This window comes from Demequina sp. NBRC 110055, assembly GCF_002090135.1.
Taxonomy (GTDB): domain Bacteria; phylum Actinomycetota; class Actinomycetes; order Actinomycetales; family Demequinaceae; genus Demequina.
Window position 1 is genome coordinate 1,204,590 of sequence record NZ_BBRL01000004.1, and the last position, 21,388, is coordinate 1,225,977.

A 21,388-nucleotide genomic window follows, 5' to 3' on the forward strand; every position below is an offset into this window, starting at 1 on the left:
GACCACCGCCTATCCGGCGGTAGTGACAGGAGAAAAGACATGGCTGAGTTGACGATCAGTCCGGAGGAGATCCGGAGTGCGCTCGACAGCTACGTGAAGTCGTACGAGCCGTCCGGCGTCGTGCGCGAAGAGGTGGGCCGCGTCACGCTGGCCGCCGACGGCATCGCGAACGTCGAGGGCCTTCCCGGCTGCATGGCGAACGAGCTGCTGCGCTTCGAAGACGGCACCCTGGGCCTCGCCCTGAACCTCGACGTGCGCGAGATCGGTGTCGTGGTGCTCGGTGAGTTCACCGGCATCGAAGAGGGCCAGGAGGTCCACCGCACCGGAGAGGTCCTCTCCGTCGCCGTGGGTGACGGCTACCTCGGTCGCGTGGTTGACCCGCTGGGTAACCCCATCGACGGCCTGGGTGAGATCGAGACCGTGGGCCGTCGTGCCCTCGAGCTCCAGGCGCCCGGCGTCATGGACCGCAAGTCGGTCCACGAGCCGCTGCAGACCGGCCTCAAGTCCATCGACGCGATGATCCCGATCGGTCGCGGCCAGCGCCAGCTGATCATCGGTGACCGCCAGACCGGTAAGACCGCGATCGCGATCGACACGATCATCAACCAGAAGGCCAACTGGGACTCGGGCGACCCGACCAAGCAGGTGCGTTGCATCTACGTGGCCATCGGTCAGAAGGGCTCGACCATCGCCTCCGTGCGTGGCGCCCTCGAGGAGGCCGGCGCGCTCGAGTACACGACGATCGTCGCCGCCCCCGCCTCGGACCCCGCGGGCTTCAAGTACCTCGCCCCGTACACCGGCTCGGCCATCGGCCAGCACTGGATGTACGACGGCAAGCACGTCCTCATCGTCTTCGATGACCTGTCCAAGCAGGCCGAGGCGTACCGTGCCGTGTCGCTGCTGCTGCGCCGCCCGCCGGGCCGCGAGGCTTACCCCGGCGACGTGTTCTACCTGCACTCCCGCCTGCTCGAGCGTTGCGCGAAGCTGTCGGACGACATGGGCGCTGGCTCGATGACGGGTCTGCCTGTCATCGAGACGAAGGCCAACGACGTCTCGGCGTACATTCCGACCAACGTCATCTCCATCACGGACGGCCAGATCTTCCTGCAGTCCGACCTGTTCAACGCCAACCAGCGCCCCGCAATCGACGTCGGTATCTCCGTGTCCCGCGTGGGTGGTTCGGCGCAGGTCAAGGCGATGAAGAAGGTCTCGGGAACGCTCAAGATCGATCTCGCCCAGTACCGCTCGCTCGAGGCCTTCGCGATGTTTGCATCCGACCTCGACGCGGCGTCGCGCCAGCAGCTGACGCGTGGTGCTCGCCTCATGGAGCTGCTCAAGCAGGCCCAGTACACCCCGTACCCGGTGGAGGAGCAGGTCGTCTCGATCTGGGCAGGCACCAAGGGCAAGCTCGACAAGATCCCTGTGGCCGACGTGCTGCGCTTCGAGCGCGAGATGATCGACCACCTGCGTCGCGGCACCTCGGTGCTGTCGGACATCGCCTCGACGGGTCAGCTGTCGGACGACAACGAGCAGACGCTGCACACCGAGGTCGACTCGTTCGTCTCGACGTTCCTCGAGTCCGAGGGCACTGAGCTCACCACCTCCGCCTCGATCGAGGGCGGCGGCGAGGCTCAGGTCGAGCAGGAGCAGATCGTCGCAAAGAAGAAGAAGTAGCCGATGGGTGGACAGCAGCGCGTCTACCGGCAGCGGATCCGGTCGACACAGTCGTTGAAGAAGATCTTCCGTGCGATGGAGCTCATTGCGGCTTCACGCATCGGCAAGGCTCGCGACCGTGTCACCGCCGCCGCCCCGTACTCGCGCGCCATCACACGGGCCATCAGCGCCGTGGCGACCCACTCGAGCATCGATCACCCGCTCACCACCGAGCGCACGGACACCAACCGCGTGGCCGTGCTCGTCATTACCGCTGACCGCGGTATGGCGGGCGCGTACTCCGCGAACGTCCTGCGTGAGGGTGAGCGCCTTGCCGAGCGTCTGCGCGGCGAGGGCAAGGAGATCGTCCCGTTCGCGTTCGGCCGCCGTGGCGTGGGCTACTTCAAGTTCCGCAAGCGCGAACTGGCGGGCGAGTGGCAGGGAGAGTCGGACGCCCCGACTCTCGCCACCGCCCAGGAGATCGCGCGGGCCCTGTACGGCGCCTTCACGGCGTCGGCCGACGAGGGTGGTGTGAGCGAGCTTCACATCGTCTACACGCACTTCTCGTCGATGGTGTCGCAGGAGCCGCGCGTCATCCGGCTGCTCCCGATCGAGCTTGTCTCGGGTGTCGCTGAGCCGGGCGAGGACGTCGAGCCCCTGTACGAGTTCGAGCCCAGCGCCGAGCAGGTACTGGACTCTCTGCTCCCGCGCTACATCGAGTCCCGCATCCACGCGTGCATGCTTCAGGGCGCCGCATCCGAGCTGGCCAACCGCCAGCGCGCGATGCACACCGCCGTGGAGAACGCGGAGGACATCATTCGCCAGTACACCAGGCTCGCCAACTCGGCGCGCCAGGCCGAGATCACCCAGGAAATCAGCGAGATCGTCTCGGGCGCCGATGCGCTCGCGGCCTCGTGACCGGAAGGCACATCCATGACCCCCACCGCTAAGACCGACGCCCCGGCGTCGCAGGAGGCCGCGAACACGCCGGTGATCGGTCGCGTCGCGCGCGTCATCGGCCCCGTCGTCGACATCGAGTTCCCCGCGGACGCGATCCCCGACGTCTACAACGCCCTCACCGTCGACATCGACCTGTCGGCCCAGGGTGAGGACGAGGGCGTCCTGCACATGACCCTCGAGGTTGCCCAGCACCTGGGCGACAACATGATCCGCGCCATCGCACTGAAGCCCACCGACGGCCTGGTCCGCGGCGCCGAGGTGACCGACACCGGCGCCCCGATCTCCGTCCCCGTGGGTGACGTCACCAAGGGCCACGTGTTCAACGTGACCGGTGAGGTCCTCAACGCGAAGGAGGGCGAGACGGTTGAGATCACCGAGCGCTGGCCCATCCACCGCAAGCCCCCGGCCTTCGACCAGCTCGAGTCCAAGACTCAGATGTTCGAGACCGGCATCAAGTCGATCGACCTCCTCACGCCGTACGTGCAGGGTGGAAAGATCGGCCTGTTCGGTGGCGCAGGTGTCGGCAAGACCGTCCTCATCCAGGAGATGATTTACCGCGTGGCGAACAACCACGACGGTGTGTCGGTGTTCGCCGGTGTCGGCGAGCGCACCCGTGAGGGCAACGACCTCATCGACGAGATGACCGAGTCGGGCGTCATCAACCAGACCGCCCTGGTCTTCGGCCAGATGGACGAGCCGCCGGGCACGCGTCTGCGCGTCGCCCTGTCGGCCCTCACCATGGCCGAGTACTTCCGCGACGTGCAGTCGCAGGACGTGCTGCTGTTCATCGACAACATCTTCCGCTTCACCCAGGCCGGTTCCGAGGTGTCGACCCTGCTGGGCCGCATGCCTTCGGCCGTGGGCTACCAGCCCAACCTGGCGGACGAGATGGGTCAGCTGCAGGAGCGCATCACCTCGACGCGTGGTCACTCGATCACGTCGTTGCAGGCGATCTACGTTCCCGCGGACGACTACACCGACCCGGCGCCCGCGACGACGTTCGCGCACCTTGACGCCACGACCGAGCTGTCGCGTGAGATCGCGTCGCGCGGTCTGTACCCGGCGATCGACCCGCTGACCTCGTCCTCGCGTATCCTCGACCCCCGCTACGTGGGTGCCGAGCACTACTCGGTGGCGTCGGACGTCAAGGCGATCCTGCAGCGTAACAAGGAGCTCCAGGACATCATCGCGATCCTCGGTGTCGACGAGCTGTCCGAAGAGGACAAGATCATCGTCGCCCGTGCGCGCAAGATCCAGCAGTTCCTGTCGCAGAACACCTACATGGCGACCCAGTTCACCGGTGTGGCCGGTTCGACCGTGCCGCTGTCGGAGACCATCGAGGCCTTCGGTGGCATCGTGGCCGGTAAGTACGACCACATCGCTGAGCAGGCGTTCTTCAACATCGGTGGTCTCGAGGACCTCGACAAGGCCTGGAACCGCATCCAGAAGGAGATCGGCTGATCATGGCCGATGCCCTGACCGTCGACATCGTCGCGCCGGACCACGTGATGTGGTCCGGCTCGGCGAGCCGCGTTATCGCGCCGTCCGTCGAGGGTGAGATCGGTCTGCTCGCCAACCACGAGCCGATCCTCTCGATCCTCAAGGCCGGCACGATCCGCGTGACCAGCGACAACGAGAAGCACGAGTTCCCCGTCACGGGTGGTTTCGTGTCGTTCGACCACAACACGATCACCATCGTCGCCGACCCCGTGGTGCCCGACGAGGACTGATCCGGTTTTTTGTGAGGGGCCGCCCGGCGATGCCGGGCGGCCCTTTGCATGCCCTCTGCGCTGCCTCGTGAGAGGGCTGGCCCCGGGTCTGAAGCCCCTATCCTGGTGGGCGTGAGAGTTGTGATCGCCCGCTGCGCCGCCCGCTACTCCGGAAGGCTCAGCGCGCACCTGCCGTTGGCAACGAGGGCAATCATGCTCAAGGCCGATGGCTCGGTGCTGCTGCACTCGGACGGCGGGTCCTACAAGCCGCTGAACTGGATGGGCCCGCCGTGCACCACGCGCGAGGTCGCGCCGTCCGAGGCGCAGACGGAGGCCGGCGTCGAGGCCGTCTGGACGGTTCAGCACGACAAGACCGACGACCGCCTCGAGATCGAGATTTACGAGGTGCTCGCCGACACCCAACATGACCTAGGCGTCGACCCCGGGCTCATCAAGGACGGCGTCGAGGCACACCTTCAGGAGCTGCTCGCGGAGCAGATCGCCCTGCTCGGTGACGGTCACACGCTGGTCAGGCGCGAGTACATGACGGCGATCGGCCCTGTCGACATCCTCGCGAAGTCGCCCTCGGGCGGCTCCGTCGCGGTCGAAATCAAGCGCCGCGGCGAGATCGACGGCGTGGAGCAGCTCACGCGCTACCTCGAACTGATGAACCGCGACCCGTTGCTGAGCCCCGTCGAGGGCGTGTTCGCCGCGCAGGAGATTAAGCCCCAGGCGCGCGTGCTGGCCCAGGATCGGGGGATTCGCTGCCTGATTCTCGACTACGACGCGATGCGCGGCGCCGAGGACCCCACCACGCGCCTGTTCTAGGTCGCCAACAGAGGGTCGAGCCAGTCCAAGACCCGCGGGATCTGCTCGTCCCATGCGGGCCAGTCGTGGGCGCCGGGGGACTCCGAGTACTCCAGCCCCAGCCCGGCCTCGTCGCAGGCCCGCGCGAACGTGCGGCTCTCTTCAAGCAGGAAGTCCTCCGTGCCGCACCAGGCCCACAGACGCGGCACCGCGGCGGGGGAGGACGCGCGTGCCAGTGCGACGACGTCCTCGCCCGCCTCTCGTGCCGCCTGAGGGGAGCCGAAGGTGCGGCGCCATTCCTCGGGCGCCAGGTTCGGCTTGGCCGTGACGTCGAGGCCGCCGGAGAGGCTTGCGGCGGCCGCGTAGCGGTCGGGGTAGGAAAGCGCGGCCTTCATGGCTCCGTAGCCGCCCATCGACAGTCCCGCGATGAACGTGTCCTCGCGCCGAGTCGACAGGGGGAAGAAGGCCTGCATCGCCCGCGGGAGCTCGTCGACCAGGAAGTCGCGATAGCGGTAGCCGTCGGCCTGGTTGGCGTAATACGACCGGTGGACCGCGGGCATCACGACCGCGAGGCGTCTATGCGCCACATACCGTTCGAGCGCGGTGTATCGGGTCCACGACGAATCGTCCTGAGAGAGCCCGTGCAACAGGTACAACACGGGGAGCGTGGCGCCGGGCGGGCCGGGCGCGGCCGGGACGCCTGCCTCCGTCGCGGGCTCGGGCAACAGCACCGTGGCGGTCGTCGACAAGCCAAGCGTGTCGGAAAAGAACCGGCAGGTAAGCAGCGCCATAGGTGACCTCCTGACGGCAGTCTGCCAGGAGCATCGGCCGTCGGGAAGGGCCGGGCCGCCGCGCGTGGTGCGGGCGATCGATAGATTGACCGCGCGGCAGGTGCGCCCCGCGAGGCGGAAGCCGCGCGGACGGGCGACTACCGCATCAGCCCTACCGACTGGTAGAAAATCGCGAAACGTTTCGTTAGACTGGATCGCATGACAACGACGCCTGCGAAGTTCCCCGACGGCTTCCTCCTTGGAGCCGCGACCGCCTCCTATCAGATCGAGGGCGGTGCCCACGAGGGCGGCCGCGGCCTGTCGATCTGGGACACCTTCTGCGCCACCCCCGACAAGGTCGTGGGCGGTGACAACGGTGACGTGGCTTGTGATCACTTCCACCGCTGGGAAGAGGACATCGACATGATGGCCGAGCTGGGTCTGGAGGCGTACCGCTTCTCGATCGCCTGGCCGCGCGTGCAGCCGGGCGGCACCGGCGAGTTCAACGCGGAGGGCATCGCGTTCTACCGCGGCATCGTCGATCGCCTGAAGGACAAGGGCATCACGCCCCTCATCACGCTGTACCACTGGGACCTTCCCCAGGAGCTCGAGGACAACGGCGGCTGGCTCAGCCGTGACACCGTCGACGCCTTCGTGCCCTACGCCGTCCGGATGGTCGAGGAGTTCGGCGCGGACGTCGAGATGTGGACCACCTTCAACGAGCCGTGGGTCAGCTCGTTCGTGGGCTACGGCGCCGGCGCGCACGCCCCGGGCCACGCCGACGACGTCGAGGCACTCACGGCGGCGCACCACCTGAACCTCGCGCACGCTCGCGCGTACGACGCGATGAAGGCCGTCAACGCCGACATCCAGATCGGTCTGGTCAACAACTGCCACACGCCGCGCCCCTGGGACCCGTCCAACCCCAAGGATCTCGCTGCCGCCGCGCACATCGACGCGCTGGCCAACACCTTCTTCCACGAGCCCTTCATCCAGGGCACCTACCCCGCGGTGCTGAAGCCCAACACGGCCCACCTCACCGACTGGGGGTTCGTACACGACGGTGACCTGGAGGAGATGAAGGGCCGCATCGACTGGTTCGGCGTCAACTACTACGCGTCGCACCTGGTGCGCCACAACGCCCACAAGGCCGCGGCTCAGTCCGAGCTCGCGACCCTCGCGGACGGGCACAAGGCCGGCGCCAACTCGCCGTGGCCCGGCGACGAGGAGATCGAGTTCATGCCGCTCACGGGCAAGCACACCGCGATGGGCTGGAACGTCGACCCCTCCGCGCTGCACGCCCACCTGCTGAAGACCTACCGCGAGACGGGCAAGCCGCTGTACGTCACCGAGAACGGCTCGGCGTGGGACGACGTGGTGGACGCCGACGGCCGCGTGCGCGACACCGACCGCATCGAGTACTTCGAGGGCCACCTGGACGCCGTGCTGAAGGCCGTCGCCGAGGGCGCGGACGTCCGCGGCTACATGGCCTGGTCGCTCATGGATAACTTCGAGTGGGCGCAGGGCTACGCCAAGCGCTTCGGCATCGTGCGGGTCGACTACAACACCCTCGAGCGTCGCTGGAAGGACTCGGCGTACTACTACCGCGAGGTGCTGCGCCGCCGCGAGGTGGTCCCCGCCGCGGAGGCGGACGCGCTCGCCGACACCCCGCCGCGCCACTTCTAGGCAGGCGAGTGGGCCGGCCGCCACACCGGCAGCCGCGCGGGTAGCCACACCGGCAGCCCCGCCGGTGGCCAGCGCTCCGCGCGCATGAGTGACGCATCGACGGGCCTGACTGCAGAAATCTGCACTCAGGCCCGTCGTGCTGTCATCTGACGGGCCCGACGGACGCGTGGGCATCAACGCGAGGCGCCTTCCGAGCCGCCCGTAGACTGGGCCGCATGCCCAAGTCCCGCCGCTCGCGCAAGCGTCCGTACGGGCAGCCGCACGAGGAGTTGGACGTCGAGCGGCTCTCGGGGAGCATGGGCGGCCGGCGCGAAAGGGGCCCCGGCGGCGAGGAGTACCTCGTCGCGACCCCGCGGCCCAGCGAGAAGACCTACACGTGCCCCGGCTGCTCGCAGGAGATCGACGGCCAGAGCGTGCACGTGGTCGCGTGGCCCGCGGACGGACTCTTCGGACCAGACGCCGCCGCGGCCCAGCGCCGCCACTGGCACACGCACTGTTGGAACACGTTCGGGAGGACACGTGGCTGACGACGCCGCCCAGACCAGCGACCACGCGAGCGAGGCCCCGGCCGCTGGCATGGAGGAGATCCGTGCCATGACCGTGCTGCCCGCCACGCGCGAGCACATCACGCTGACCACGGAAGACGGCCTCACGCTGGTGGGTGAACTGGCGTTGCCGCCGGACGGTCGCCCACCCGTCGCCACCCTCGTCACCCTGCACCCGCTGCCCACGCACGGCGGCTTCATGGACTCCCACGTGTACCGCAAGGCCGCCTGGCGCCTGCCGTACCTCGCGGACATCGCCGTGCTGCGCTTCAACACCCGCGGCACCCACTCGCCCCGAGGAACCTCGGAGGGAGAGTTCGGCGAGGGCGTCACCGAGGCCGCCGACCTGCGCGCGGCCGTCGCCTTTGCCGTCGAGCGCGGGCTGCCGCGCCGGTGGCTCGTGGGCTGGTCGTTCGGCACGGAGCTCGCCCTCATGCACGGCGCCGACCAGGACGTCGAGGGCGCGATTCTGCTCAGTCCGCCCCTGCACCGCGCCCAGCCCGACGACCTCGAGCGCTGGGCCGCGACCGGCCGCCCCGTCACGGCGCTCGTGCCGGAGCTCGACGACTTCCTGCAACCCGACGAGGCACGCGAGCGGTTTGCGCCGCTAGCCCAGCTCGACCTCATCGCGGTCGAGGGCGCGAAACACCTGTGGGTCGGGGAGAAGTACGTCAGACTGGTGCTCGACGCCATCGTCGACCGAGTCGCCCCTGGTGTCGCGCCGCTGCCCACCGCCGTCCCAAGCGAGGTGCTCGCATGACCGGAACCCCCATCGTCTTCCTCAACGCCTTCCCCGTCGACCGCGCACAGTGGGAGGGGCTGCTGTCCGTCCTCGGCTCCGACGTCCGCGGCGACGTGATCACCTTCGACATGCCCGGCATCGGCGAGATGCCACTCCCGGACGACGAGCCGAGCCTCGAGCTGATCGCCGACGCCGCCGTGCTGGCCATGCGCGAGGCGACCGGCGAGGACAAGGCGCACTGGATCGGCTGTTCCATGGGCGGCTACGTCGCCATGGCGGTCGTCGAGAGGCATCCCGATGCCGTGGCCGGCCTTGGCCTCATCGCCACCAAGGCGCTCGCGGACACCGAGGAGGCGGCCGCTAAGCGCCGCGCGCTCGCGGACGCCGTCGAGCATCGCGACAGCGTCGAGGACGCCGCCACGATGGCCGAGGGTCTCATCGGCACCGAGGGAGCGCGCCGCGAGGAGCTCGTCGAATGGGTGGCCCGCAACATCGCCCGCCACCACGGCGAGGGGGTCGCGTGGGGTCAGAGGGCGATGGCGGAGCGGCCCGACCGCACCGAGGTGTTGCGTTCCGTGGATGGCCCGGCCGTGGTGATCGCGGGGGAGAAGGACGCCGTGGTGCCGCGCGAGGCTATTGACGCGATGGCCGAGGCGCTCGGCGTGGAGCCCGTCGTCATCGAGGGTGTGGGGCACCTGGCCGCGTTCGAGGACCCGGCCGCGGTGGCCAGGGCCCTCGCCCCGCTGCTCGTGTAGGCGCCGCTAACTCCAGGAGTTTCCCGCCTCGAGGCGCTGCTGCAGGGCCTGGCGCATGGGCATGGACTCGCCGTCTCGCCCGCCCTTGCCCAATTCGAGCGGCGGCTCGGCCGGCGGCACCTGAGCGCCGCTCAGGCGCCCGCGCAGGCTCGACGGCACCGAGAGCACGTAGAACTCGCCGTCGACGCCGACCGCGACCGAGCGATCGTGCTTGAGGTACCAGCCGGTGAGATCCGTGCGGTAGCGGGCCTTCCCGTCATACGTGCGCGCCGTGAGCCGCTCGGGCTCGACGCCCGCCGCGACGGCATCGGCCACGAACTCGCGCACGAGCGCCGCCGCCTGCGCCACCTCGGCTAGCCGACGCCGCTCCATGGCGTCGGCCTGCGCGAGGCGGCGGTAGGTGGCGTCGTCGCGAGAGGCGTCCACAGGGGTCAGTCCGCGGTTGCCGCAGCCTCGGCGGCCTCGTGCTCCTGGCGCAGGGCCGATGCCTTGGCGAGGCCAGCGATCGGGTCGGCACCCAGGAGGTTGCGCAACTCGTCGAGGTAGCCGGTGATGGACTCGCGCTGACGGTTGAGCTCGTCGACCTCGCGCGCGGCCATCGTGCGCTCACGCTCGGCGTCGGAGACGGCCTCCGAGATGATCGCCTCGGCGTGTTCGCGGGCCTCGGAGACGATCTCGTCGGCGTTGTTGCGCGCGTTGGTGAGCAGCGTCTGGGCGTGGACCTCGGCGTCGCGGCGCGTGACCTCGGCGCGCTCCAGCGCGCTCGACAGCCGCTCCTCGGCCTCGTCGGCGCGCACACGCGCGTCCTCGACCATGGCGGCGGTCTCGGCCTTCGCCTCCTCGTGACGCGCCGTGAGGTCCTTCTCGGCCGCTTCGCGGCGCTGCGCGATCTCGATCTGCAGGTCCTCGCGGGCGCGGCGGGCCTCCTCGCGGGCGGCGTCGGCATCGGCGTTACCGTCGGCGCGCGCCTGGTCGGCGTCACGCTGGGCGATGCCCATGACGTGCTTGGCCTCCTGCTGCGCGGCGGTGAGGCGCTCCTCGGCCTCGTCGTGTGCCGCCTGCACGGTGCGGGCGGCGTCGCGGTCGGCGCCCTCGCGTGTCGACAGGGCGTACGCGTCGGCCTCCCGGCGGGTGGTCTCGTCGTAAGCGTCGACCTCGGTGCGGGTCGTCGCCGCGTAGTCGTCCGCTTCGCGGCGAGCGGCGGCGGCGTCATCGTCGGCCGCGGTGCGCGTTGCAGCGTCGTACTCATCGGCGGCGCGACGCGTGGCCTGGTCGTACAGGTCCGCGTCCTTGCGCAGCTGCCGGCTCGCGGTTTCGGCGGCCGAGCGGGTCGCATCCGCGTAGTCCTCGGCCCCCTTGCGGGTGGCGGCGTCGTACTCGTCGGCCGCCGCGCGGGTGTCGGCTCCGTAGGTGTCGGCTTCGGCGCGGGTAAGGGCGCTGTAGTCGTCGGCGGCGGTGCGGGTCTCGGCGCTGTACTCGTCCGCGGCGCCGTGGGTGGCGTCACGGTAGTCGTCGGCGTCGCGGCGCGTGACGCCCGCGTACTCGTCCGCCTCGCCCTGCACCCGCTCGCGGTAGGTGTCGGCCTCAGTGCTGGTGGCGGCGCGGTAGTCGTCGGCCTCGGCGCGGGTGGCGGCGTCGTACTCATCGGCCGCCGCGCGCGTGTCCTCCGAGTACGTGTCCGCTTCGGCGCGCGTGCGCCGCCCGTAGCGGTCCGCGTCGGACTGGGTGGCCTCGCGGTACGCGTCCGCGTCGGCGCGGGTCGCCTCGGAGTACGTGTCAGCCCCCACGCGGGCGTCGAGCGCGTAGGCGTCGGCCTCTGCCGTGGTGAGCGAGCGATAGTCGTCGGCCTCTGCACGCGTGACGTGACGGTACTCATCGGCCTCGGACCGTACGGCCTCGAGGTGAGCCTCGGCATCGGCCCGCGTGGCCTCGTCGTACGCGTCGGCAGCCTCGCGCGCGTCGCGGGCGTCCTCATCCGCCTCGGTCCTTGCGGTGGCCGCGTACTCGTCGGCACCGGCGCGGGTGGCGCGGTCGTAGTCGTCGGCCGCAGCCTCGACCTCGGCGCGGTGGGCGGCGGCGGCCGCGGTGACCTCGTCCAGGTGCGTCTGCGCGGCGGCGCGCACGTCGGCGGCGTCGGACTCGGCGCTCTCACGGGTCGCGGCGTCGTAGGCATCGGCATCGGCGCGCGTGCCGGCCGAGTAGCGTTCCGCCTCCTCGCGGGTGGCGCGGTCGTAGGCGTCGGCCTCGCCGCGAGTCCCGGTCGCGTAGTCCTCCGCATCGGCCCGCATGGCCTCGTCGTATTCGTCGGTGTCAGCGCGCAGCGACGCCACCTCGGCGGCGACCGCCGCTCGCAGGTCGCGCGCATCGGTCTCGGCCGATGCCCGGGTCGCGTCGGCCTCCCGGTTCGCCTGGGTGAGGAAGGCGTGGGCCTCGTTACGCAGGTTGGCGGCGTCGGCCTCTGCCGTCGTACGAATGTCGGACGCCTCCGCGTCGGCCGCGGACTTGGCATCGCGTGCCTCGCCCTCGAGGCGCTTGGCCTCCGCGCGGGCCTCGGCGAGCTCCCGCTCCGCCTCGGCCAGCACGCGGTCGGCCTCCGCGGCCGCGTCGGCGGCGGTCGTGTCCGCCTCGGCGCGCGCGGCCTCGAGCAGCTCCTGCGCCTCACGCTGGGCGGCGACGCGGGTCTCGGTGGCTTCGCGTTCCGCCGTGGCACGCAGGGCGTGAGCCTCACGGTCGGCGCCGGCCTTCAGCTCGGCGACCTCGGCGTCGATTCCGGCCTTGACGCGCTCGGCGTCGCGGCGGGCCTTCTCGACCGTCTCGGCGGCCGCGCGCTGGGCCGCCTCCTTGACCCCGGTGGCCTCGTGCTCGGAGGCGGTGCGAATCTCCTCGGCCTCGCGGCGGCTCTGCGCGAGGATCTCGGCGACCTCGTTGTCGGCGCGGGCGCGCAGCTGCTGCGCGGCGACCTGGGCGCGGGCGACGGTGTCCTGGGCGTGGGTGTTGGCACGCGCGACGACGTCGGAAGACTGCTCCTCGGCCGAGCGCAGCAGCTGCTCGACGCGGGCGCCCAGACCCTTGTAGGTGGGCTGCTCCGACTCGCGCAGGCTCTTTTGTGCCTCGTCGAGCGACGTACGGGTCGTGTCGGCGTCCTTGCGTGCCTGCTCGGCCGCCTCGCGAGCCTCCTTGACCGCATCCTCAAGTCGCGCCACGTGGGCGGCGACCGCCTCGCGGTCGTAGCCGCGCATGGCAACGGGGAACGGAAGGTTGTCCTCTGGCATTGTCACTCCTTGGGCGCGGCCGTCTGAATGGCGTGCGCAGTCCGCTCCAGGGTAATGGGCGCGGCCCGAGGCACAAAGCCGCGAACTGGGACGTTGGGGCCTGTGTCTCCTAGAGTGGACAAGAACATAAGGAGGACCGACGTGAGTGTGAGGACGACCGCGCTGATCGCGGGCGTGATCGGAGTGCTGCTGTTAGCAGCGGGTCTGATCGCCGATGCGCAGCGGCCGCCGCGCGAAGTCAGCGCCGAAGCAGAGCTCAGCACCGCGGTGGTGGTGTACAGCCCCGAGATGATCGCCTTTGCCGCGGACAGCACCATCGGGATTGAGGGTGACGGCGACCTCGTCGCCGTCACGGCCCGGCCCGTCGATGCCGATGCCTGGCTCGCCGAGCGCGAGGCGACCGCCGTCACCGGCCTACCGGAGTGGGAGGTGCTGTCGACTGAGGCATATGCGGCCGGCGCCGCGACCTCCCCCAGCCCGTCGCCGTCGGCCTCCGCGAGCGCCTCCGCGAGCGCCTCCGCCGAGCCGAGCGCCTCCGCCTCCGCGGAGGAATCTGCCGATGCCGAGGCAAGCCCCTCCGCATCGGCCTCGCCGAGCGCCGAGCCCGAGGTGGACCTGCTCACCGAGACGTCGACGGATCACTGGCGCGAACAGTGGGACGGCACCGACCGGCTCGAGATCGTCGCGTCGGACGTCCCCGACGGTGAGGTGTTGGTGGTGATGGCCCGCGACGGGTCCGCGCTGTCGAGCACCGACGTCGGCTTCGAGCGCGAGGTCAACGACGGCTGGATCACCCCGCTGATCTGGTGGGGCATCGTCCTCACGGTCGTCGGCGTCATCGCTCTCATCCTGCGCTTCCTCGACCTGCGTCCCGTCCAGGCTCGTTACGAGGAGTGGGTGGCCTCCCGCCAGCGCACCGGCGACGACGAGGACGACGCCCGTCCCGGCTCGCGACGTGCGCGCCGTGCGGCCGGTGAGCACCTGCCCGAGGCGAGCCTCGACGACGAGCCGGCCACGGCATCGGCCGCCTCCCCACCCACCGAGCCCACGCCCGACGACCCGACCACGGACAAGGAGGACCGCGCATGAACCGCATCGTGAAGGCGACCGGGCTCGCCGCCGCGTCCGCCCTGGTACTGACGGGCTGCGTCGCCGAGGTGCCGGCGCCCGTGACGTCCGCGCCGCCGCTGGCCGAGGCCGCCACGCTGCTCGACGCCCAGTCCTCGCGCGTGATCGCGGACACCATGGACGAGCTGGCAAAGGCCGACGAGGAGAAGGACGCCGACCTGCTGACCGACCGGGTGGGCGGCGACGCCGTCACCATCCGCGAGGCGCAATACACGCGCGCCGACGATGACGACGAGACCCCGGTGGCGCTACCGAGCGACCAGCAGGCGGTCTATGTGTCCGCCGCGGACACCTGGCCACGCACCCTCGCGACGGTCTCGGAGCAGGCGTCCGAGGACGAGACCCCGGTGATGTACCTGTGGGTGCAGGAGTCCATCGACGACGACTACCAACTGCGAGGCTGGGCGCATATGATCCCCGGCGCCACCGTGCCCGCCATGCCAGGGAGCACCACGGGAGCCGAGCAGTTGACGCTCGAGGACGACGCGCTCGACCCGACGGCCGATGCCGTGCTGACCGACTACCTCACGCTGCTACGCGAGGGGGCGGACTCCGACCTCGACGAGAACTTCGGCGAGGACTCCTACCGGGCGCAGTTGTTTGCCGCGCGCGACACCCTCACCGAGGCCGCCGAGGAACAGGACGGCGAGTACGTCGACACCATCCAGACGGTCACGGACGACACCTATGTGATGGGCACGGCCGACGGCGGCGCGCTGGTGTTTGCGCCGCTCGAGATCACCTCGTCGTTTACGGTCGAGGATGCGACGGTGTCGATCTCCGAGGCCGATGAGCCGCTGCTGGACGGCGAGCTCGACGACACGGTGACGCATCACTATCTCGACATGATCGTGCTCGCCATCCCCGGGCCCGATGCGGAGGGGCTTCCCACCGTCGTCGCGGCCGACCACAACCTGATCCAGGTCTCCGACAGCTAGGAAGTGATGACTGAAAAGCCCGAGGTGCCGCTGCGCGGCGCCCCCGACCTGTCCCAGTTCGCCCAGCCCGCCCCGGCCGCTTCCGCGCCGGGCGCGGCCGGTGCCGCGGAGTTGCCCGCGCCCATCGACGTCACCGAGGCGAACCTCAACGACCTCGCCCAGCAGTCGACCGAGGTGCCGGTCGTCATCGTGTTCCTGTCGTCGGCCTCGCCGGCGTCGCGCGAACTCGTGGAGCGCATCCGGACGGTGGCGGGCTCCTACGAGGGTCGATTCGTCGTCGGGCGCTGCGACATCGACGTGCAGGGCGGCATCGCTCAGGCGTTGCAGATCACCGCGGTGCCGACGGCCGTCGCGCTCATCGCCGGCCGGCCCGCGCCGCTGTTCCAGGGCAATGCCGAGGAGGCGCAGATTCGCGACGTGCTGAACCAGGTGCTCGAGGTCGCCCAGCAGCACGGCGTGACCGGCACCGTGGCCGCTGCGGCCCCGGCCGCCGAGTCCGAGCCGGAGCCGCTGCCGCCGCTGCATCAGGAGGCCTACGACGCGATCGAGCGCGAGGACTACGACGCGGCCATCGCCGCGTACGACCAGGCGCTGCGCGAGAACCCCAAGGACCACGACGCCAAGGCCGGACGTGCCCAGGTGGCGCTGATGCAGCGCACCCGCACCCTCGACCTCGCGGCGGCGCGCAAGGCTGCGGCCGATGCGCCCACGGATGTCGACGCGCAAATGGCCGTCGCCGACCTGGACGTGGTCGGCGGCCAGGTGGAGGACGCGTTCGCCCGCCTCATCGACGCCGTGCGCGGCTCAGCCGGGGACGAGCGCGAGAAGGTGCGTCTGCGCCTGGTCGAGCTCTTCGACGTGCTCGGCACGGCCGACCCGCGCGTGGCCGACGCCAGGCGTGCGCTGTCGGCGGCGCTCTTCTAGCGGTCCGCGTCCGCGCCCCCGCTGCCAGGCAGTCCCGATACCCCGGGGCCGCCCGGCGCGGGGGCGTTGTCGCGTCTAGTCGCGATGCGGGCGCAGGAACACGGCGCCGAGCGCCGGCAGGCGCACGATGGCGCTGTGGTCCTGCGATCCGGCGGCAATCGGTTCGGCCTGAACGCGGCCAAGGTTGCCCACGCCGGAGCCGCCATAGAGCTCCGAGTCCGTGTTGAGCACCTCGTCCCACGCGCCGCCGGCGGGCAGGCCCAGGCGGTAGCCCTCGTGGGCGCTGCCCGAGAAGTTCACGACCACGGCCACGGGCTCCCCGCGGGAGTCCCACCGCAGGAACGAGATGGTGTTGCGACCGGAGTCGTCCGCGTCGATCCATGTGAAGCCCTGGGGGTCCGTGTCACGTTCCCACAGCGCGGGCGTCACCTTGTAGAGCCCGTTGAGGTCGCGCACGAGGTCCTGCACACCCTGGTTGAGCGGGTCGTCGAGGTGCCACCAGTCGAGGGAACGACCCTCGGACCATTCGGCCTCTTGGCCGATCTCCGCGCCCATGAAGATGAGCTGCTTACCGGGATGAGCCCACTGGTAGGCCAGGAGCGCCCTGACCCCGGCGAGCTTCTGCCAGTGATCGCCCGGCATACGCTGCACCAGCGAGCCCTTGCCGTGCACTACCTCGTCGTGGCTGAGGGGCAGCATGAACTGCTCCGAGAAGGCGTACATGAGCGAGAACGTCAGCGTGTGGTGGTGGTAGTGGCGGTTGATCGGCTCCTCGCCGAGGTAGCGCAGGGTGTCGTTCATCCAGCCCATGTTCCACTTCAGGCCGAAGCCTAGGCCGCCGCCTGTCGTGGGCGCGGTGACGCCCGGCCACGCGGTGGACTCCTCGGCGATCATGACGATGCCGGGATTGGTGCGGTAGGCGGTGGCGTTGGCCTCTTGCAAGAACGCGATGGCGTCGAGGTTCTCGCGGCCGCCGTGGATGTTGGGGCGCCACTGACCGGCACGGCGCGAGTAGTCGAGGTAGAGCATCGACGCAACGGCGTCGACGCGCAGGCCGTCGGCGTGAAACTCCTCGAGCCAGTACACCGCGTTGGCGACCAGGAAGTTGCGCACCTCGGGGCGTCCGAAGTCGAAGATGAAGGTACCCCAGTCGGGCTGTTCGCCGCGCAGCGGGTCCGGGTGCTCGTACAGCGGGGTGCCGTCAAAGCGGCCCAGCGCCCATTCGTCCTTGGGGAAGTGGCCCGGGACCCAGTCGAGCAGGACGCCGATGCCGTGGCGGTGGAGCGTGTCCACGAGGTGGCGCAGCTCGTCGGGCGAACCGAAGCGAGAGGTGGGGGCGTAGTAGGACGTCACCTGGTAGCCCCACGACCCGCCGAAGGGGTGCTCCATGACGGGCATGAACTCCACGTGGGTGAAGCCCATGCGCGTCACGTACTCGACGAGCTGGTCGGCCATCTCGCGGTAGCCCAAGCCCTGGCGCCACGAGCCCAGGTGGACCTCATAGACGCTCATGGGCGCGCGGTGCGCCTCGGACTGGGCGCGTCGGATCATCCAGTCGTCATCGCTCCATGAGTAGGACGACTCGGCGACGATGGATGCGGTCTGCGGCGGCACCTCGGTGGCGCGCGCCATCGGGTCGGCCTTCTGGCGCCACGTGCCGTCCTTGCCGAGGATCTCGAACTTGTAAATGGTGCCGGCGGAGGTGCCCGGCACGAAGAGCTCCCAGACGCCCGAGGAGCCGAGCGAGCGCATCGCGTGCGCCGTGCCGTTCCAGTAGTTGAAATCGCCGACGACGCGCACCGCGCGAGCATTCGGTGCCCACACGGCAAAGGACACTCCCTCGACATCCCCGAGCACGGATGGGTAGCGGCGCACGTTGGCGCCCAGGACGTCCCATAGGCGCTCGTGGCGTCCCTCGCGGATCAGGTGGAGGTCGAGCTCGCCGAGCGTGGGCAGGAAGCGGTAGGGGTCGTCCTGCGTCAGTGTCGTGTCGTCGTAGGTGACGTGCACCCGGTAGTCGGGAGTCTCCTCGCCGGGAACTTCGGTGCGCCATACGCCATCGGCCTCGTGGATGGCGTCGAAGGTGCCCTCGAGAGTCTCGATGCTCACCGCGCGCGCCAGCGGGCGCAGCACGCGGATCGAAACCCCCGCGTCGTGCACGTGGGGGCCCAGCACCGCGTGGGGTTCGTGATGCGTTCCCGCCGCGATCTCCTTGAGCACGACCGTGTCGATTCCTCGGTCAGCCACGGTTCACCGCCTTCCGTTCGTCGTGTGGTGAGGGACAACAACGCTCATGGGGTCCTCACTTCCGCCACATGCGCCATCGTCACGGCCGGGTCGAGTCTGACGTAGAACTCGCGGCCCCAGGTGAAGGTCTCGTCCGTCAGCGCGTCGTCGACGACGATGCGGGCGTCGTCGGTCAGGCCGATGGCCTCCATATCCAGCCGGATGATCGCGTCGTGCGCGACGTGCGGCTCGAAGCTGACGGCGACGATGACCGTGTCGGGCTTGCCCGTCGGCGACTGGTTGGCCGGCACATGCCGCGAGTAGCACAGGATGAACGGGTTGGAGCTTTCATGCACCGTCAGCCCGCGTAGGCGTCGCAGCGCGACGTGCCTGTTGCGCGCGGCATTGACGCGCGTGATGACCTCGCGGACGCCGTACGCGTCCGCCTGGGACCAGTCGCGGTGCTTGAACTCGTACTTCTCGTTGTCGATCTGTTCCTCGACGCCGGGTCGCGGCACGTTCTCGACCAACTCGTAGCCGGTGTAGATGCCATAGGAGGGCGATCCGGTGCCGGCGAGCACGGCGCGTGCCTGATACAGCGGCGCGCCGCCGGCCTGCATGTCAGGCGTCAGGATGTCGTGCGTGGTGGGCCAGAAGTTGGGGCGCATATAGAACGAGCCCTCGCCAGAGACCTCCTCGAGGTACTCGGCCATCTCCTCCGCGGTGGGTCGCCACGTGAAGTACGTATAGGACTGGTGGAACCCGATCTTCGCCAGCGTATGCATCATTGCGGGCCGCGTGAACGCCTCGGCGAGGAAGATGACGTCGGGGTGGCGACGAGCGACGTCGGCGAGCAGTCGTTCCCAAAACGTCAGCGGCTTGGTGTGGGGGTTGTCGACCCTGAAGAGCGTGACGCCGGCGTCGATCCATACCTGGAGGACGTCGCGAACGGCCTGGTAGATGCCCTCGGGGTCATTGTCGAAGTTCAGGGGGTAGATGTCCTGATACTTCTTGGGAGGGTTCTCCGCGTAGGCGATGGTGCCGTCGAGCCGGGTGGTGAACCACTCGGGGTGTTCGGTGACCCACGGGTGGTCGGGGGAGCACTGCAGGGCGAGGTCGAGCGCGACCTCGAGCCCGTTGTCGGCCGCCGCCTTCACGAAGTTCTTGAACTGACGCATGGTGCCCAGGTCGGGGTGGATCGCGTCGTGGCCACCCTCGGCGGCGCCGATCGCGTAGGGGCTACCTGGGTCGGTCGGCTCCGCGGTCAGCGAGTTGTTGCGCCCCTTGCGGTGCGTCAGTCCGATGGGGTGGATGGGGGTGAGGTAGACCACGTCGAAACCCATCGCCGCGATATCCGGCAGACGCTTGGCGGCGGTCGTGAAGGTTCCCGACTTCCACACGTCCGTCTTGGCGTTGTAGCGCGCCCCCTCGGAACGCGGGAAGATCTCGTACCACGCCGAGACCAGCGCCTTCTCGCGCTGCACCAGCAGGGGGTACTCCCGCGACGGGCTGACCCAGTCGCGCAGCGGGCGTTCCGTGAGCTCGTCCCGTACCGCATCGTCGAGAGCGGGCGCGAGTCGCTGTGCGGGCGTCAGCTCGCGGTTCTGGAGCGCGGCGATGGCCGCGGCGAGGAGGTCCTTACGGGCTGCCTTGCGGCGGACCTCCGTCAGCGCTCGGGTGAGCACCTCGACGCCCTCGTCCAGCATCAGTTGCACATCGACGCCGGCCGCCACCTTGACCTCGGCAGCGTGAGCCCAGGTCGTGTACGGGCTCGACCACGCCTCGACTCGGAAGGTGTGCATGCCCTCCAGATACGGGATGTACACGCCCTCGTACAGCGAGTTGCCGAAGTCCTTCAGGGGCATCGGCCGGACGTCACGCTTGCCGTCAGGCCGGGTGACGACGATGGTCGCGCCCTCGGCGTCGTGACCCTCACGAAAGATGGTGGCGGTGATGGGGACGGCCTCGCCGACGACCGCCTTCGCGGGCCATCGGCCTTCTTCGAGGGCGGGGCTCACGCCCACGACCGGGATCCGTCCAACTGACAATTCACCTGGGAAGGCCATAGAGCGAACCTACCGGTGTTCGGGCGCCGGGGATACCCGCCACGGGGTGGGTCGTCCCAGGGTTGCGCCCTGGTGGACGCTTCCAACGATGGAAGTCGGCCGATGCCGGCGCGGGGTGGTCAGGGACGTCACCTAGGCGCTGGCGCGGCGCACCAGGGTGGCGGGGAGCGTCACGGAATCCGGCTCGCGCCCGGCCACGGTGTCGAGCAGGAGTCGCACCATATGCGCGGAAATCTCGTCGAAGGGCTGGTGCATGGTGGTGAGCGGGGGGTCGAAGGACTCGGCGAATCCCGAGTCGTCGAAGCCGACCACAGCCACGTCCTGAGGAACCCGCCGGCCCGCCTTGCGCAGCGTGGCGATCGCGCCGGCCGCCATGCGGTCGGAGGCGGCAAACACGGCATCGATCGAGGGATCGGTGGCGAGCAGTCGTTCCATGGCCTCGGCCCCGGACTCCAGGGAGAAATCGCCGCGCTCGACTAGCGCCGCGTCGAACCGGTCGCTCATGGCATCGCGATATCCGTCCACGCGGAAGCGTCCACCAGGAGTGTCTTCGGGGCCCGCAATCATGGCAATGCGGCGATGGCCGGCGGCGATGAGGTGCTCCGTGGCCGTGCGAGCCGAGCCGGCTTCGTCGACCGAGACGGTCGGAATCTGCCCTTGGTGCCCCAGGGGAATGCCACACGCGACGGTGGGGATCCCGGTCGCGATGAGCGTCTCCAACAGGGGGTCCTGCGCGTGCGAGGAGATCAAGAGGACCCCATCGACGTGCCCGGCGCCGACGAAGTGCGCGACGTTCTCGCGCTCCTCGGCCGTGCCGGCGACGAGGAGCACGAGCGTCTTGTGGCGCGCCGCGAGTGCCTCGGCTGCTCCCCGCAGTAGCAGGGCGAACGTGGGGTCGGCGAACAGCAGGTGCTGGGGCTCGGTCAACAGGAAGGCGACGGAATCCGAACGCCCCGTCGCGAGCGAGCGGGCGTGAGTGTTGGCGTAGTAGCCGGTGGCCTCGATGGCCTGTTCGACCTTCGCGCGAGCCTCGGGCGACACCCAGTGCCCGCCGTTGATCACGCGCGACACTGTGCCGCGTGACACGCCGGCCTGCGCCGCGACGTCGCGGATGGTCGGTTTGCGGCGCGCCAGGCGTGCAGCAGCTCCCTCGGTCTGTTCCACGATTCATGAGCCTAGCGCGCGTGAGACGCCTGTGCGCCAGCAC

General features: G+C 69.9%; 18 protein-coding genes. 12 read left to right on the top strand and 6 right to left on the bottom strand.

The annotated features are described in order from the left end of the window. The first annotated feature begins 39 nt into the window (after window positions 1-39). The 5 genes from atpA (at window position 40) to nucS (ending at window position 5,150) form a co-directional block, all read left to right on the top strand. Entirely contained in the window at window positions 40-1,674 is a 1,635-nt protein-coding gene (gene atpA / locus B7K24_RS05590) for a F0F1 ATP synthase subunit alpha (protein ID WP_084129116.1), read from the top strand. A gap of 3 nt (window positions 1,675-1,677) precedes the next feature. Further along, window positions 1,678-2,571: a F0F1 ATP synthase subunit gamma gene (locus tag B7K24_RS05595; RefSeq protein ID WP_084129117.1), complete on the top strand. Its 894-nt coding sequence runs from the start codon at window positions 1,678-1,680 to the stop codon at window positions 2,569-2,571. A 15-nt stretch (window positions 2,572-2,586) separates the two neighbouring features. Beyond that, window positions 2,587-4,074 (top strand): F0F1 ATP synthase subunit beta, encoded by a 1,488-nt coding sequence (gene atpD, locus B7K24_RS05600; protein ID WP_084129118.1) that lies wholly within the window; start codon window positions 2,587-2,589, stop codon window positions 4,072-4,074. Window positions 4,075-4,076: 2 nt separating this feature from the next. After that, window positions 4,077-4,343 carry a F0F1 ATP synthase subunit epsilon gene (locus B7K24_RS05605; RefSeq protein WP_084129119.1) on the top strand — a complete coding sequence of 89 codons (267 nt, stop codon included), beginning with the start codon at window positions 4,077-4,079 and terminating at the stop codon, window positions 4,341-4,343. Between the two features lie 111 nt (window positions 4,344-4,454). Beyond that, window positions 4,455-5,150, top strand: a complete 696-nt coding sequence (nucS, locus tag B7K24_RS05610; RefSeq protein WP_084129273.1) for an endonuclease NucS — start codon at window positions 4,455-4,457, stop codon at window positions 5,148-5,150. On the opposite strand, the gene B7K24_RS05615 is transcribed toward nucS, so the two are convergent. Continuing rightward, window positions 5,147-5,920 (bottom strand): alpha/beta hydrolase family protein, encoded by a 774-nt coding sequence (locus tag B7K24_RS05615; RefSeq protein ID WP_084129120.1) that lies wholly within the window; start codon window positions 5,918-5,920, stop codon window positions 5,147-5,149. The genes nucS and B7K24_RS05615 overlap by 4 nt on opposite strands. 198 nt (window positions 5,921-6,118) lie before the next feature. Here B7K24_RS05615 and B7K24_RS05620 point away from each other — a divergent pair, with 198 nt between their 5' ends. From B7K24_RS05620 to B7K24_RS05635, 4 genes are all read left to right on the top strand, one after another. Beyond that, window positions 6,119-7,585 carry a glycoside hydrolase family 1 protein gene (locus B7K24_RS05620; RefSeq protein ID WP_084129121.1) on the top strand — a complete coding sequence of 489 codons (1,467 nt, stop codon included), beginning with the start codon at window positions 6,119-6,121 and terminating at the stop codon, window positions 7,583-7,585. Between the two features lie 215 nt (window positions 7,586-7,800). After that, window positions 7,801-8,112, top strand: coding sequence for a hypothetical protein (locus B7K24_RS05625; RefSeq protein ID WP_084129122.1), 312 nt, complete (start codon window positions 7,801-7,803; stop codon window positions 8,110-8,112). A 49-nt stretch (window positions 8,113-8,161) separates the two neighbouring features. Next, a complete protein-coding gene (locus tag B7K24_RS05630; protein ID WP_084129274.1) occupies window positions 8,162-8,890 on the top strand; it encodes an alpha/beta hydrolase in 729 nt (242 codons plus the stop codon). Next, window positions 8,887-9,627 (top strand): alpha/beta fold hydrolase, encoded by a 741-nt coding sequence (locus B7K24_RS05635; RefSeq protein ID WP_084129123.1) that lies wholly within the window; start codon window positions 8,887-8,889, stop codon window positions 9,625-9,627. The genes B7K24_RS05630 and B7K24_RS05635 overlap by 4 nt, the downstream gene beginning before the upstream one ends. Window positions 9,628-9,633: 6 nt before the next feature. Here B7K24_RS05635 and B7K24_RS05640 read toward each other — a convergent pair whose 3' ends face one another. Then, entirely contained in the window at window positions 9,634-10,053 is a 420-nt protein-coding gene (locus B7K24_RS05640; RefSeq protein ID WP_234986564.1) for a hypothetical protein, read from the bottom strand. Between the two features lie 5 nt (window positions 10,054-10,058). Then, the gene (locus B7K24_RS13420; protein WP_084129124.1) at window positions 10,059-12,899 is read right to left on the bottom strand and encodes a hypothetical protein; all 2,841 of its coding nucleotides are present in this window, start codon (window positions 12,897-12,899) and stop codon (window positions 10,059-10,061) included. Between the two features lie 141 nt (window positions 12,900-13,040). Here B7K24_RS13420 and B7K24_RS13535 point away from each other — a divergent pair, with 141 nt between their 5' ends. From B7K24_RS13535 to B7K24_RS05660, 3 genes are read left to right on the top strand one after another with little or no spacing between them, the layout of a single operon-like run. Further along, complete coding sequence (locus tag B7K24_RS13535) at window positions 13,041-13,988, top strand: hypothetical protein (RefSeq protein WP_084129125.1); 948 nt, start codon at window positions 13,041-13,043, stop codon at window positions 13,986-13,988. After that, window positions 13,985-14,965: a hypothetical protein gene (locus B7K24_RS05655; RefSeq protein WP_084129126.1), complete on the top strand. Its 981-nt coding sequence runs from the start codon at window positions 13,985-13,987 to the stop codon at window positions 14,963-14,965. Before B7K24_RS13535 ends, B7K24_RS05655 begins: the two co-directional genes overlap by 4 nt. Window positions 14,966-14,971: 6 nt before the next feature. Beyond that, window positions 14,972-15,889, top strand: a complete 918-nt coding sequence (locus B7K24_RS05660; protein WP_084129127.1) for a tetratricopeptide repeat protein — start codon at window positions 14,972-14,974, stop codon at window positions 15,887-15,889. Window positions 15,890-15,964: 75 nt separating this feature from the next. Here B7K24_RS05660 and glgB read toward each other — a convergent pair whose 3' ends face one another. The 3 genes from glgB to B7K24_RS05675 form a co-directional block, all read right to left on the bottom strand. Beyond that, window positions 15,965-18,136 (bottom strand): 1,4-alpha-glucan branching protein GlgB, encoded by a 2,172-nt coding sequence (gene glgB, locus B7K24_RS05665; protein WP_084129128.1) that lies wholly within the window; start codon window positions 18,134-18,136, stop codon window positions 15,965-15,967. 44 nt (window positions 18,137-18,180) lie between these two features. Further along, window positions 18,181-20,181, bottom strand: a complete 2,001-nt coding sequence (locus B7K24_RS05670) for an alpha-1,4-glucan--maltose-1-phosphate maltosyltransferase (RefSeq protein WP_084129129.1) — start codon at window positions 20,179-20,181, stop codon at window positions 18,181-18,183. 132 nt (window positions 20,182-20,313) lie between these two features. Beyond that, window positions 20,314-21,345 (bottom strand): LacI family DNA-binding transcriptional regulator, encoded by a 1,032-nt coding sequence (locus B7K24_RS05675; RefSeq protein ID WP_084129130.1) that lies wholly within the window; start codon window positions 21,343-21,345, stop codon window positions 20,314-20,316. Between the last annotated feature and the right edge of the window lie 43 nt (window positions 21,346-21,388).